This is a genomic window from Kitasatospora sp. NPDC093550 (assembly GCF_044764985.1).
Classification (GTDB): Bacteria; Actinomycetota; Actinomycetes; order Streptomycetales; family Streptomycetaceae; genus Kitasatospora.
In genome coordinates, this window is record NZ_JBIWJF010000008.1 from 1 (window position 1) to 12,752 (window position 12,752).

Genomic DNA, 12,752 nt, shown 5'->3' on the forward strand with positions numbered 1-12,752 from the left:
GTTACATTCCGAACCCGGAAGCTAAGCCTCACAGCGCCGATGGTACTGCAGGGGGGACCCTGTGGGAGAGTAGGACGCCGCCGAACAATCATTCACGAAGAACCCCCATCCGGTCACCGGATGGGGGTTCTTCGCATTTCCGGCGAAAGCCGACCGGACCCCTGCCGAGTGACCCCCGCCGAGTGGCTGCTCCACCGTCAATATGCCGCTAAAACCGCCCGATCAGTGGACCGATCAGCGGAAAATCGCTGCTCACGCCGTAGTCTCGAAGGGAAGGGGAACAGGTGTCCGGGGGTGGCTCCCGGGCATGGGCGGATCAAGAATGGTGCTCATGGGACGAGGAAGGCTGCGCATCTACCTCGGGGCGGCCCCCGGGGTCGGCAAGACGTACGCCATGCTCGCCGAGGCGCACCGGCGACGGGAACGCGGCACGGACGTCGTGGTGGCCTTCGTGGAGGACCACGGCCGTCGGCGTACCGCGGACATGGTCGCCGGCCTGGAGGTCGTGCTGCGGCAGCAGGTGCTGCACCGCGGCGCGAGGTTCTCCGAGATGGACCTGGACGCCGTCCTCGCCCGCCGACCGCAGGTGGCGCTGGTGGACGAGCTGGCGCACACCAACGTCCCCGGCTGCCGGAACGAGAAGCGCTGGCAGGACGTCGAGGAGCTGCTGGCAGCCGGGATCGACGTGATCTCCACCGTCAACGTGCAGCACCTGGCGTCGCTGGGCGACGCCGTCGCGGGCATCACCGGGGTGCGCCAGCGCGAGACCGTCCCGGACGAGGTGGTCCGGCGGGCCGACCAGATCGAGCTCGTGGACATGTCCCCGCAGGCGCTGCGACGCCGACTGGCGCACGGCAACGTGTACGCGCCGGAGAAGATCGACGCGGCCCTCGCCAACTACTTCCGCCCGGGCAACCTGACCGCGCTGCGCGAGCTCGCGCTGCTGTGGACCGCCGACCGGGTGGACGAGTACCTGCAGAAGTACCGCGCCGAGCAGGGCATCGAGGGCATCTGGCAGGCCCGGGAGCGCATCGTGGTGGGCCTGACCGGCGGGCCCGAGGGGGCGACCCTGATCCGCCGGGCTGCCCGGATCGCGGCCCGCGTCTCCGGCGGTGAGCTGCTCGCCGTGCACATCTCCCGGTCGGACGGCCTGGTGGGCGCCGGCTCGCCGCAGGCCCTGATCGAGCAGCGTGCGCTGGTGGAGAGTCTCGGCGGCTCGTTCCACGCCGTGCTGGGCGACGACCCGGCCGTGGGACTGCTGGACTTCGCCCGGGGCGTCAACGCCACCCAGATCGTGCTGGGCACCAGCCGCCGGCCCGGTTGGCAGTTCCTGTACGGGCCCGGCGTCGGCACCACGGTCACCCAGAAGGCCGGGGACATCGACGTCCACATGGTCACCCATGAGCACGCAGGGCACGGGCGCGGCCGGGTGCCCGTCCGCCGGATCACCGACCTGGGCCGGACCAGGACGGTCGCCGGCTGGCTGATCGGGCTGGCCGGTCCGCCGCTGATGGCGATCGTGCTGACGGCGATCGGCGGGCTGGGGCTCTCCACCGACATGCTGTTGTTCCTGTCGCTGACGGTGTGCGCCGCCCTGGTCGGCGGGCTGCTGCCGGCGATCGGCTCGGCGCTGGTCGGCTCCTCGGTGCTGAACTACTACTTCACCCCGCCGGTGCACACCTTCACCATCAACGAGCCGCAGAACATCATGGCGGTGGCGATATTCACCATCGTCGGCATCTCGGTGGCGTCCGTGGTGGACCTGGCGGCCCGGCGTACCCATCAGGCGGCCCGCAGCCAGACCGAGGCGCAGACGCTCAGCGCGCTGGCCGGCACGGTGCTGCGCGGGGCGCCGAACGGCGACGGGGTGCTGACCGCGCTGATGGAGCAGGTCCGGGAGACCTTCGGGCAGGAGAGCGCCGCCCTGCTGGAGCGCCCCGATCCGCTCGGTCCGTGGGTGCCGGTGGCCACGGCCGGCCCGCGGCCGCCGGACCGGCCGGAGGAGGCCGACGTGGACGTGCCGGTCGGCGACAGCCTGGCGCTGGTGCTGCGCGGCCGGGTGCTGCCGGGGGCGGACCGGCGGCTGCTCGGGGCCTTCGCCGCACAGGCCGCCGTGGTGCTGGAGCGCCGCCGGCTCTCCCGGGAGGCGGCCGCGGCCCGGCGGGAGGCCGAGGGCAACCGGATCCGGACCGCCCTGCTGGCCGCCGTCTCGCACGACCTGCGCACCCCGCTCGCGGGCATCAAGGCCTCGGTGACCTCGCTGCGCGCCGCGGACGTCGAGTGGGACCCGGAGGACGAGGCCGAGCTGCTGGCGGGGATCGAGGCCGGGGCCGACCGGCTGGACCACCTGATCAACAACCTGCTCGACATGAGCCGGTTGCAGACCGGGACCGTCACCCCGCTGATCCAGGAGACCGACCTGGACGAGGTGGTGCCGTACGCGCTCGGAGGAGTGCCGCCGGGGGCCGTCCGGCTGGACGTCCCGGAGACGCTGCCGATGGTCCGGGCCGACGGCGGGTTGCTGGAGCGTTCGCTGGCCAACCTGGTCGAGAACGCCGTCAAGTACAGCCCGGACGGCGTCAAGGTGCTGGTGAAGGCCGATGTCCTGGAGCAGCCGGGGGTGCCGGACCGGGTCGAGCTGCGGATCGTGGACCGCGGGCCGGGGGTGCCCGAGGGGGCCAAGGAGAAGATCTTCGCGCCGTTCCAGCGCTACGGCGACGCGCCGCGCGGCGCCGGCGTGGGCCTCGGGCTCGCGGTGGCGCGCGGTTTCGTCGAGGCGATGGACGGTAGCGTCACCGCCGAGGACACCCCCGGCGGCGGTCTCACCATGGTCGTCAGCCTGCCCGCCGTCGAACGGCCGCCGGAGCCGGAGGAGCCGGAGGAGCCGGGCGGGGCGCACGGCGACGGCAGCGGTCCGCTGCCGGAGCTGATCACATGAGAACCGGCGCACCGGCCGGGCCTCCGGCTCCCGGGTGCCGTACGTCGTACCGCAAGCCAGTCCCACAGTCCTCACGTCAGACAGCCCTGAAAGGCGGAGCCCGTCAATGACCCGGGTCCTCGTCGTGGACGACGAACCGCAGATCGTCCGCGCGCTGGTGATCAACCTCAAGGCCCGCAAGTACGAAGTGGACGCGGCCCACGACGGCGCGAGCGCGCTGGAGCTGGCCGCCGCCCGCCATCCGGACGTGGTCGTCCTCGATCTGGGCCTGCCCGACATGGACGGGGTCGAGGTGATCCGCGGACTGCGTGGCTGGACCCGGGTGCCGATCATCGTGCTGTCGGCCCGGCACGCCTCGGACGAGAAGGTCGAGGCCCTGGACGCCGGGGCCGACGACTACGTGACCAAGCCGTTCGGCATGGACGAGCTGCTCGCCCGGATGCGGGCCGCCGTGCGGCGGGCCGAGCCGGTGGCCGGGGAGGCCGACTCGCTGGTCGTCACCGAGAGCTTCACGGTCGACCTCGCGGCCAAGAAGGTCAACCGGGACGGCGCAGACGTCCGCCTCACCCCGACCGAGTGGCACCTGCTGGAGGTGCTGGTCCGCAACGCCGGGCGGCTGGTCAGCCAGACCCAGCTGCTCCAGGAGGTGTGGGGCCCCGCCTACCGCACCGAGACCAACTACCTGCGGGTCTACCTCGCCCAGCTGCGCCGCAAGCTGGAACGCGACCCCTCGCACCCGCGCCACTTCATCACCGAGCCGGGCATGGGATACCGGTTCGAGAGCTGACCGCCGTTGCCCCCGGCGGCTGAACGGCCTGCCGCCGGGGGCCCGGAAACCGGTACCCTTCCGGCATGAGTGGTGACAACAGCAGCGGCCAGCCGCAGGGGCGGTTCCGCCGCATGCTCAGCCGGCTGACCTCCTCGGCCGAGGAACTGGACGCGGAGGACCTGCGCCAGGAGAGCGCCGCGGAGTCGGGATGCACGCCGATCGCCGGCTGCGCGGACCGTGAGCTGGTCACCGTCGCGGGCACGCTGCGCACGGTGACGCTCCGCCCCCGGGCCGGGGTGCCGGCCCTGGAGGCCGAACTCTTCGACGGCACCGAAGCCCTGGACGTGGTCTGGCTCGGCCGCCGCTCGATCGCGGGCATAGAGCCGGGCCGCAAGCTGGTCGCCAGCGGTCGGATCAGCCACGCACGCGGGCGCCGCGTGCTGTTCAACCCCCGCTACGAGCTGCGTCCGGTCGGACACGGGAGCGAATGAGCGTGAGCAACCAGCCCGGCGGCGACGCCGCCGCCCAGCTCGACCCGGTTCTTGACCCGGCAGCGGAGGAAGCCGCTCGCAAGGCCGCCTCCAAGGAGGCCGCCGACACCGTCCTGCAGGCCTTCGGCGGCGTGCGCGGCATGATCGACATGACGCTGCCCGGCCTGGTCTTCATCGTCACCTACAACCTCACCCACCAGGTCAGTGCCGCGGCGTGGGCCGCGCTCGGCCTGAGCGGGCTGTTCGTGGTGGTCCGGCTGGCGAAGCGGGAGACCATCCAGCACGCCTTCAGCGGGGTCTTCGGGGTCGCGCTCGGGGCCTGGATCGCGATGAAGAGCGGCAAGGCCGAGGACTTCTACCTGCCCGGCCTGCTCTGGAACGTCGGCTACTGCATCGCCCTGGCGGCCTCCGCGCTGGTGCGCTGGCCGATGATCGGCGTGATGCTCGGCCCGATCACCGGTGAGATGTTCACCTGGCGCAAGGAGAACCCGGGCCGCCTCGCCGCCTACACCAAGGCGACCTGGGCCTGGGTGGTGATCATGGGCCTCAAGCCGGTGATCCTCTTCCCGCTGTACTTCACCCACAACGTCAACCTGCTCGGCTGGCTCAAGGTCGCCCTCGGGATCCCGCCGATGCTGTTGGCGATGTACGTCACCTGGCAGATCCTGCTGAAGGCGCCGCCGCCGATCAAGGCGCAGCTCGACGAGGACGAGGACGAGGAGCAGCCGGCGAAGTAGCCGCCTCCACCGGAGCCGGTCGGCGCCGCGGACACGGCGAGCCCGGCACCGCGAACCCGGCACCGCGAACCGGACACGGCGAAGGGCCCGCACCCACCGGGGTGCGGGCCCTTCGCCGTGTGGTCCGCGCGCGGACCGCGGGGCCGCTACTGGGCGCCGGAGGTGGCCGACAGCAGCTCCTCCAGCTCCTCCTCGCGCTCCTGCGCGGCGACGAAGAGCAGCTCGTCGCCGCCCTCCAGGGTGTCGTCCTTGCCCGGCACGAGCACCCGGCCCTCGCGGATGATGGTCACCAGCGCGGTGTCCTGCGGCCAGGCCACGTCCCCGACCCGGGTGCCGACCAGCTCGGTGTCCGAGGCCAGGGTCAGCTCGACCAGGTTGGCGTTGCCCTGGCTGAAGCGCATCAGGCGGACCAGGTCGCCGACGCTGACCGCCTCCTCGACCAGGGCGGACATCAGTCGCGGCGTGGACACGGCCACGTCCACGCCCCAGGACTCGTTGAAGAGCCACTCGTTCTTCGGGTTGTTCACCCGGGCGACCACCCGCGGCACCGCGTACTCGGTCTTGGCGAGCAGCGAGACGACCAGGTTGACCTTGTCGTCGCCGGTCGCGGCGATCACCACGTGGCAGCGCTGCAGAGCGGCCTCGTCCAGCGAGGTGATCTCGCAGGCGTCGGCCAGCAGCCACTCCGCCATCGGGACCCGCTCCACCGAGATGGAGTTCGGGTTCTTGTCTATCAGCAGGACCTCGTGGCCGTTCTCCAGCAGCTCGCCCGCGATCGAGCGGCCCACGGCTCCGGCCCCGGCAATGGCGACCCGCATCAGTGACCCTCCTCCTTCGGCCCCTGCGCGAACGCGGCCTCGACGGCCGTCAGGTCGGCCCGGCGCAGCATCACGTGCACCAGGTCGCCCTCCTGCACCACCGTCTGCGGCGTGGGCAGGATGCCCTCGCCGAGTCGGGTGACGAACGCCACCCGGGCGCCGGAGGCCTCCTCCAGCTCGCCGAACCGGTGACCGATCCAGCGGGGGTCGTAGGCGACCTCGGCCAGCTGGACGCTGCCGCTCGGGTCCTGCCAGAGCGGCTCGGCGCCGCTCGGCAGCAGCCGGCGCAGCATCTGGTCGGCCGTCCAGCGGACGGTCGCCACGGTCGGGATGCCCAGGCGCTGGTACACCTCGGCGCGGCGGGGGTCGTAGATCCGGGCGGCGACGTTCTCGACGCCGAAGTTCTCCCGGGCCACCCGCGCGGCGATGATGTTGGAGTTGTCACCGCTGGAGACGGCGGCGAACGCGCCGGCCTCCTCGATGCCCGCCTCGCGCAGGGTGTCCTGGTCGAAGCCGACGCCGGTCACCCGGCGCCCGTTGAACCCGGCGCCCAGCCGACGGAAGGCGGTCGGGTCCTGGTCGACCACGGCCACCGAGTGGCCCTGTTTCTCCAGCGCTCTCGCGAGGGCCGAGCCCACGCGGCCGCAGCCCATGATGACGATGTGCACCGGCGCTACCTCACCCGTTCCGTCGGGGTACTGACCTGCGCAAACACCGTTCATCTCCCTTTCCCGCCCGGCTACCCGGGGCGAGCGTTCTCGTGGGGCGCCGGCCCCGGCAACACCCGACAATCCGAGTGTTGCCCACCGACTCGTATCCGACACGCTAGCCGGTCCGTAGAACGCAGTCGCGACGAAGGGGGGGACAAACGGCGGAGCCTTGTCCGGGGAGCCCCTACGATTCCTTAACGTGCCTATGCCGAAAGACCTTCCGAAACGCATCCTGATCGGGCGAGCGCTGCGCAGCGACAAGCTGGGCGAAACCCTTCTTCCCAAGCGGATCGCGCTGCCCGTGTTCGCCTCGGACGCGCTCTCCTCGGTCGCGTACGCCCCCGAGGAAATCCTGCTCACGCTCTCCGTCGCGGGCGCCTCGGCGATCCACTTCTCGTGGCAGATCGGCCTCGTGGTCGCGATCGTCATGCTCGCCGTGGTCGCCTCGTACCGACAGAACGTGCACGCCTACCCGAGCGGTGGCGGTGACTACGAGGTCGCGACCGTCAACCACGGGCCCGCCGCCGGTCTGGTGGTCGCCAGCGCGCTGATGGTGGACTACGTGCTCACCGTGGCCGTGTCCACCACCTCGGGCGTCGCCAACGTCGTCTCCGCCGTACCCGCGCTGCGGGGCCACGAACTGACCGTGTCGATCATCGTGGTCATCCTGCTGATGGGGATGAACCTGCGCGGGGTGCGCGAATCCGGCACCGCGTTCGCCATCCCCACCTACGCCTTCATGATCGGCGTCATAGGAATGGTCGGGTACGGGGTCTTCCGGCACTTCCTGCTCGGCCAGGACATGCCCGCCGAGAGCGCCGGCTTCACGCTGGAGGCCACCCCCGGCAACGCCTCGCTGGGCGGGATCGCGCTGGTGTTCCTGCTGCTGAAGTCGTTCTCCTCCGGCTGTGCCGCGCTCACCGGCGTGGAGGCGATCTCCAACGGCGTGCCGGCCTTCCGCAAGCCCAAGAGCAAGAACGCCGCGACCACGCTGCTGATGATGGCGAGCATCGCCGTGGTGATGTTCATGGGCATCATCTGGCTGGCCCGGCTGACCGGCGTCCAGATGGCCGAGAACCCGGCCGAGCAGCTCGGCGGGGCCGCGTCCGACTACCACCAGAAGACCGCGCTGGCCCAGATCAGCGAGGCCGTGTTCAGCAACTTCACGCCCGGCTTCTACTTCGTCGCCGCCGTGACCGGCCTGATCCTGGTGCTGGCCGCCAACACCGCCTTCAACGGCTTCCCGGTGCTCGGCTCGATCCTGGCCCAGGACCGCTACCTGCCGCGTCAGCTGCACACCCGCGGCGACCGGCTGGCCTTCTCCAACGGCATCATCCTGCTGGCGATCGCCGCGATCCTGTTCATCATCGCCTTCGACGCGGACCCGAACCGGCTGATCCAGCTCTACATCGTCGGCGTCTTCGTCTCCTTCAACATGAGCCAGTCCGGGATGATCCGGCACTGGACCAGGCTGCTGCGCACCGAGACCGACCCGGCCAAGCGCCGCCACATGCAGCGCAGCCGGGCGATCAACACCTTCGGCCTGGTGATGACGATGGCCGTGCTGATCGTCGTCCTGGTCACCAAGATCAGCCACGCCTGGATCGCGATCGCGGCGATGGTCGTGCTGTTCGTGATGATGAAGGGCATCCGCCGCCACTACGACCGGGTCTCCGACGAGCTCATCGCGGCGGAGGAGCCGGACGACGTGGTGCTGCCCACCCGGGTGCACGCCATCGTGCTGGTCTCCAAGCTGCACAAGCCGGCGCTGCGCGCCCTCGCGTACGCCAAGCTGGCCCGGGCGCACACGCTGGAGGCCGTCACGGTCAACGTGGACCCGGCCGACACGGCGGCGCTGCGCCAGGAGTGGGACGAGCGGGGCATCGAGGTGCCGCTGAAGGTGCTGGACTCGCCGTTCCGCGAGATCACCGGGCCGGTCCTGGACTACGTGAAGAACCTGCGCCGCAGCAGCCCGCGCGACGTGGTGTCGGTCTACATCCCCGAGTACGTGGTGGGCCACTGGTACGAGCACCTGCTGCACAACCAGAGCGCGCTGCGGCTCAAGGGGCGGCTGCTGTTCAAGCCCGGTGTGATGGTCACCTCGGTGCCCTGGCAACTGGAGTCCTCGGAGCGGCGCAAGCCGCAGAAGGCCTGGTCGGCGCCCGGTGCCGTCCGGCGTGGCGAGCCCCGGGCGCCGAAGGCCGTACAGTCGAAGGATTCCGTCTCCGCCGGTGCGAGCACCGGCGAAACCTCCGATCCCAGCAAGGACTCCTCCCAGTGACCCGCAACACTCCGCCCCGCTCCTCGGGCTCCTCCGGCAAGGGCTCCCGCCGGGGCGGCTCCCAGCCCGGGCAGGTCGCCCGGCCGCGCTGGGGCCGGCCGTCCCGTCCGGAGGCCACCGACCGCGACGGCCTGACCGCGCGGACGGCGCCGATCGTCCCGGGGGAACAGACGCCGTCGGAGGACCGGAAGCCGAACCGGGGCTCGGCCCCCAAGGGCGCGGGCAAGGCTGCCGGGACGGGCGGGGCCGGCAAGGGCGCCGCGGGTGGTGCTGCCGGGGCCAAGGGCGCCGCGGGTGGCGCCGGTGGCGCTCGGAAGGCGCCGCGCAAGCAGGCGGTGCGGCCGCCCAAGGCGCTGCGCACGTCCGCGCCCGCGCGGCGGCCCGAGGCGCCGTCCGGTGAGCCGCTGGCCGGCCAGCGCTACGAGGTCGAGGTCGGACCGGTCGCGCACGGCGGCGGGCACTGCGTGGCCCGGTACGAGGGGCGGGTGCTGTTCGTGCGGCACGCGCTGCCCGGCGAGAAGGTCGTCGCGCTGGTGACCGACGGCACCACCACCTCGCGGTTCCTGCGGGCCGACGCGGTGGAGGTCCTGGAGCCCGCCAAGGACCGGATCGAGGCGCCCTGCCCGTTCGCCGGGCCGGGCAAGTGCGGAGGCTGCGACTGGCAGCACGTCACCCCGGGCGGGCAGCGCAAGCTCAAGGCGGCGGTGCTGACCGAGCAGCTGGCCAAGCTGGCCGGGCTCACCCCGGCCGAGGCGGGCTGGGACGGCAGCGTCGAGCCGGTCGGCGGCAAGCTCCCGGCCGGGCAGGTGCCGGCCTGGCGCACCCGGGTCCAGTACGCGGTGGACCCGGAGAGCGGGAAGGTCGGTCTGCGCAAGCACCGCTCGCACGAGGTGCAGCCGGTGGACCGCTGCCTGATCGCCGCCGAGGGCGTCACCGAGCTGGGCATCGAGGCCCGGGACTGGCCGGGCGTGGCGAGCGTCGAGGCGATCGCCGCGACCGGTTCCTCGGACCGCCAGGTGGTGCTGACCCCGCGCGACGGCGCCCAGCTGCCGCTGGTCGAGCTGGACAAGCCGGTGTCGATCGCCCGGGTGGACGACCAGGGCGACGTGCACAAGGTGCACGGGCGCGGCTTCGTCCGCGAGCGGGCGGCCGGACGGACCTGGCGGGTCAGCAACGGCGGCTTCTGGCAGATCCACCCGGAGGCGCCGGACACCCTGGTGGACGCCGTGCTGGACGGGCTGGACCCGCAGTGGGGCGAGAACGCGCTCGACCTGTACTGCGGCGTCGGCCTGTTCGCGGGCGCGCTGGCCGACCGGGTCGGCGAGGAGGGCGCGGTGCTCGGCATCGAGTCCGCCAAGCAGGCCGTGGTCGACGCCCGGCACAACCTGGCCGCGCTGGACAACGTGCGGATCGAGTGCGACCGGGTCGAGACGCTGCTGCCGCGCACCGGCATCACCGCCACCGACCTGATCGTGCTGGACCCGCCGCGCTCGGGCGCCGGGCGCGAGACCGTGGCGCACCTGGTCGGCCTGGAGGCGCGCCGGATCGCGTACGTGGCCTGCGACCCGGCGGCGCTCGCCCGGGACCTGAAGTTCTTCCGCGAGGGCGGCTACCGGCCGGTGTCGCTGCGGGCCTTCGACCTGTTCCCGATGACGCACCACTTCGAGTGCGTGGCGATCCTGGAGCCCGCCGGGGAGTGACCGGACGGTCGAGGAGGCGGCACCCGTGGCGTACGGGGGCCGCCTCCTCGGCGTTTCGGGGCGCGGGTCACTCGTTGTGCGCCGGCTACTCGTTGTGCTCCTCTTCGTCGACACTGTGCGGAAGGTCGATGCCGTGCTGGGCGGCGAGCCGCAGGAGCGAGGCGACCCGGCCCTCGTACGCCTGGACGCCGTCGGCGTCCCCTTCGGCCCGTGCCGCCGCGAGGTCCTCTCGGGCCCGGGCGAGCTGCTCGCGCAACTCCTGGTCGAACATGGCTGTCATTGCCGGCCTCCACACCGGTCGGTGCCGCTCGGGGGAACGCTCAGGGGAGTTCAGAGTCCCGGATGGTGAAGGACTCTTCAAGTCTCGCTCGTCCTGCCGGGGGTGGGGCGGCGGTGGGCGGGTATGGGAGGTGGGCGGCCCGGCGCTGCCCGGTGCGGTGGCGGACGAGGTCCCGGTGACGGGTCCGGGCGGTGACGGGTGAGGGCTCGGTGAGGGCTCGGTGACGGGGAGGTTGCGTGGGGGCGTGCGGCAGGTGTGCGGGCGGTGTGCGCGCGCCCTTGTTGTGCTAGCACTTCAGCGCTAGCTTGAGGGGCATGGCCAAGAAGCAGCTGAACGTCCGTGTGGACGCCACGACCGCGGAGATGGCCCGGGAACGGGCGGAGCAGCAGGGGATCAGCATGAACCAGTACATCGAACGCCTGGTCCAGCAGGACATGGGCGAGTCCGGCCGGGCCTTCGTCGACGCGGCCGCGCAGTTCATGAAGGAGTACGAGACGGCCTTCCTCGCCGAGTTCGGGGAGCCGGGCGACCTCCAGGACGTGCGCCGTTGAACCTGGAGGTCGACCTCTCATGGCTGCTCATGACCGCGGAGCAGTACACGCCCGGTGACCCGCAGGTCACCGACTACGGCTCACTGCTCGCGGCCGTCACTCGGCACCAGGCCGAGATATTCGACATCGCGGTCTACCCCGAACCCCAGGACCGTGCCGCCGCGCTGATGCACCAGTTGATCCGGGTGCCGGCCCTGGAGAAGACCAACGAGCTCTTCGCGACCGCCGTCGCGTACGCCTACCTCGTCGCGAGCGGCTGCACCGTCGCCACCACCGCCCGCGAGGTGCGCAGCCTCTCCCGGGCCATCCGCGAAGGGCGGCTCGGGGTGTCCGGTGTCGCCGAGCGGCTGGCGGCGTGGGTGGTGGACGAGGCGGAGGGGGAGGGCGTCAGCGGGGCGGACGAGGAGGACGAGGACGACGACTGACCGTCGCCTCCGTCCCCGTCCCCGTCCCCGTCCCCGTCCGGTCGTCCGGGGTGGCCGGTTCCGGGACCGGTCAGGCCCGGGGTGCGGCGGGCTCCGCGATCAGGGCCGTCGCGAAGGGGCGGAAGCCGGCCCGGCGGTAGATCCGGGCGACGTCCTCGTCGGCGGCGGACAGGAACACCGTCCGGGCGCCGTGGGCCCGGGCGTGCGCGACCAGGGCCGCCGTGACCGCGAGGCCGAGGCCCTGGCGGCGCGCGACGGGCAGGGTGCCCACGCCGACCACCTCGGCGACCGGGCCGACCGGGATGTACTGGCCCGCGCACAGCGCCGAGTCGCCGCTCAGCGCGGCGGCCAGCACGGTGATCCCGTCCGTGATCCGCCGAGCGATCCGCGCCACGCCGCCCTCGGCCTGCAGCGCCGCCACGCTCTGCGCCAGTTCGGGCGCGCCGGCCGCGCCGACGGCCGTGCCCAGCGAGCCGAAGGCCACGTGCGGGACGGCCACCGCCTGCGCCAGCTCGGGCGCGTCCGGACCCAGCACCCGTACCTCCACCCCGTCCGGCAGCACCGGCGCGGGGGCCGGTTCGTCCTGCGGGCTCAGCACCAGCAGCGGGTGCTCGTGCACCGCCAGGCCCGCCGCCTCCACGGCCGCGCGCAGCTCGGGGTTCTGCTCGGCCACCCACTCGAAGGCCTCCGGCGCGCCCAGCTCGCGCTGGCGCTCCAGCACCCGGCGGACGTCCTCGGCGGTGGCGGCCGGGCCGTCGTGGCCGAGGGTCGGGCGGGCGTAGTAGTGCCAGCCGGTCTCGCCCCGGCGGACGAAGAGGGTCAGCGGGCCGAAGTCCTCGGCTCGGGCGGCGCTGCGCGGTGCGGCGTCGTAGTAGCGCTCGATCTGGTCGAGGAGGGGCAGGTCATGGGCATGATCGGCGGAAGTCACGGCGTGCATCCAAGCAGGGGTGCGGGTGGGCCGCCACCGATTAACCGTGGTCCGTCCGGGTGGTCCGGGGGCGGTTCCGACGCGGTCCGGGCGCCGATTGTTGCCGAACGCTTACCCGCTCGCA

Annotated in this window: 12 protein-coding genes and 1 rRNA gene; 9 read left to right on the top strand and 4 right to left on the bottom strand. The window is 72.5% G+C overall.

Annotation, left to right across the window (positions count from 1 at the left end; all coding sequences use genetic code 11):
• From rrf to ACIRD3_RS14510, 5 genes are all read left to right on the top strand, one after another.
• Positions 1-86 (top strand): 5S ribosomal RNA (gene rrf / locus ACIRD3_RS14490); the annotation flags it as partial.
• A gap of 245 nt (positions 87-331) precedes the next feature.
• Entirely contained in the window at positions 332-2,938 is a 2,607-nt protein-coding gene (locus ACIRD3_RS14495; protein ID WP_402215582.1) for an ATP-binding protein, read from the top strand.
• A gap of 106 nt (positions 2,939-3,044) precedes the next feature.
• Positions 3,045-3,725, top strand: coding sequence for a response regulator (locus ACIRD3_RS14500; RefSeq protein WP_049657530.1), 681 nt, complete (start codon positions 3,045-3,047; stop codon positions 3,723-3,725).
• Positions 3,726-3,790: 65 nt separating this feature from the next.
• A complete protein-coding gene (locus tag ACIRD3_RS14505) occupies positions 3,791-4,198 on the top strand; it encodes an OB-fold nucleic acid binding domain-containing protein (RefSeq protein WP_402215585.1) in 408 nt (135 codons plus the stop codon).
• Positions 4,199-4,200: 2 nt separating this feature from the next.
• Positions 4,201-4,935 (top strand): DUF3159 domain-containing protein, encoded by a 735-nt coding sequence (locus tag ACIRD3_RS14510; RefSeq protein WP_402215588.1) that lies wholly within the window; start codon positions 4,201-4,203, stop codon positions 4,933-4,935.
• 146 nt (positions 4,936-5,081) lie between these two features.
• On the opposite strand, the gene ACIRD3_RS14515 is transcribed toward ACIRD3_RS14510, so the two are convergent.
• Together ACIRD3_RS14515 and ACIRD3_RS14520 are read right to left on the bottom strand one after the other, a co-directional pair.
• Positions 5,082-5,753, bottom strand: coding sequence for a TrkA family potassium uptake protein (locus tag ACIRD3_RS14515; RefSeq protein WP_030060763.1), 672 nt, complete (start codon positions 5,751-5,753; stop codon positions 5,082-5,084).
• Positions 5,753-6,421 (bottom strand): potassium channel family protein, encoded by a 669-nt coding sequence (locus ACIRD3_RS14520; protein ID WP_402215591.1) that lies wholly within the window; start codon positions 6,419-6,421, stop codon positions 5,753-5,755. The genes ACIRD3_RS14515 and ACIRD3_RS14520 overlap by 1 nt, the downstream gene beginning before the upstream one ends.
• A 247-nt stretch (positions 6,422-6,668) precedes the next feature.
• On the opposite strand from ACIRD3_RS14520, the gene ACIRD3_RS14525 reads away from it, so the two are divergent.
• Both ACIRD3_RS14525 and ACIRD3_RS14530 read left to right on the top strand, forming a co-directional pair.
• The gene (locus ACIRD3_RS14525; protein WP_402216334.1) at positions 6,669-8,744 is read left to right on the top strand and encodes an APC family permease; all 2,076 of its coding nucleotides are present in this window, start codon (positions 6,669-6,671) and stop codon (positions 8,742-8,744) included.
• 353 nt (positions 8,745-9,097) lie between these two features.
• Positions 9,098-10,444 (top strand): class I SAM-dependent RNA methyltransferase, encoded by a 1,347-nt coding sequence (locus ACIRD3_RS14530; protein WP_402216336.1) that lies wholly within the window; start codon positions 9,098-9,100, stop codon positions 10,442-10,444.
• 85 nt (positions 10,445-10,529) lie between these two features.
• On the opposite strand, the gene ACIRD3_RS14535 is transcribed toward ACIRD3_RS14530, so the two are convergent.
• A complete protein-coding gene (locus tag ACIRD3_RS14535; protein ID WP_402215594.1) occupies positions 10,530-10,724 on the bottom strand; it encodes a hypothetical protein in 195 nt (64 codons plus the stop codon).
• A 314-nt stretch (positions 10,725-11,038) separates the two neighbouring features.
• Between ACIRD3_RS14535 and ACIRD3_RS14540 the strand changes: the two genes are divergently transcribed.
• Together ACIRD3_RS14540 and ACIRD3_RS14545 are read left to right on the top strand one after the other, a co-directional pair.
• Positions 11,039-11,275 carry a toxin-antitoxin system HicB family antitoxin gene (locus tag ACIRD3_RS14540; RefSeq protein WP_350526055.1) on the top strand — a complete coding sequence of 79 codons (237 nt, stop codon included), beginning with the start codon at positions 11,039-11,041 and terminating at the stop codon, positions 11,273-11,275.
• On the top strand, positions 11,272-11,700 hold the full coding sequence (locus tag ACIRD3_RS14545; protein ID WP_402215597.1) for a fic family toxin-antitoxin system, toxin component: 429 nt from the start codon (positions 11,272-11,274) through the stop codon (positions 11,698-11,700). Before ACIRD3_RS14540 ends, ACIRD3_RS14545 begins: the two co-directional genes overlap by 4 nt.
• A gap of 70 nt (positions 11,701-11,770) precedes the next feature.
• Here the strand turns inward: ACIRD3_RS14545 and ACIRD3_RS14550 are convergent, their stop codons facing one another.
• The gene (locus ACIRD3_RS14550) at positions 11,771-12,628 is read right to left on the bottom strand and encodes a GNAT family N-acetyltransferase (protein ID WP_402215600.1); all 858 of its coding nucleotides are present in this window, start codon (positions 12,626-12,628) and stop codon (positions 11,771-11,773) included.
• Positions 12,629-12,752 lie beyond the last annotated feature (124 nt).

Excerpts from the sequence above, each read along its gene's own strand:
- ACIRD3_RS14495 (WP_402215582.1), top strand. The coding sequence starts at position 332 with ATGGGACGAGGAAGGCTGCGCATCTACCTCGGGGCGGCCCCCGGGGTC.
- ACIRD3_RS14500 (WP_049657530.1), top strand. The coding sequence starts at position 3,045 with ATGACCCGGGTCCTCGTCGTGGACGACGAACCGCAGATCGTCCGCGCG.
- ACIRD3_RS14505 (WP_402215585.1), top strand. The coding sequence starts at position 3,791 with ATGAGTGGTGACAACAGCAGCGGCCAGCCGCAGGGGCGGTTCCGCCGC.
- ACIRD3_RS14515 (WP_030060763.1), bottom strand. The coding sequence starts at position 5,753 with ATGCGGGTCGCCATTGCCGGGGCCGGAGCCGTGGGCCGCTCGATCGCG.
- ACIRD3_RS14525 (WP_402216334.1), top strand. The coding sequence starts at position 6,669 with ATGCCGAAAGACCTTCCGAAACGCATCCTGATCGGGCGAGCGCTGCGC.
- ACIRD3_RS14535 (WP_402215594.1), bottom strand. The coding sequence starts at position 10,724 with ATGACAGCCATGTTCGACCAGGAGTTGCGCGAGCAGCTCGCCCGGGCC.
- ACIRD3_RS14540 (WP_350526055.1), top strand. The coding sequence starts at position 11,039 with ATGGCCAAGAAGCAGCTGAACGTCCGTGTGGACGCCACGACCGCGGAG.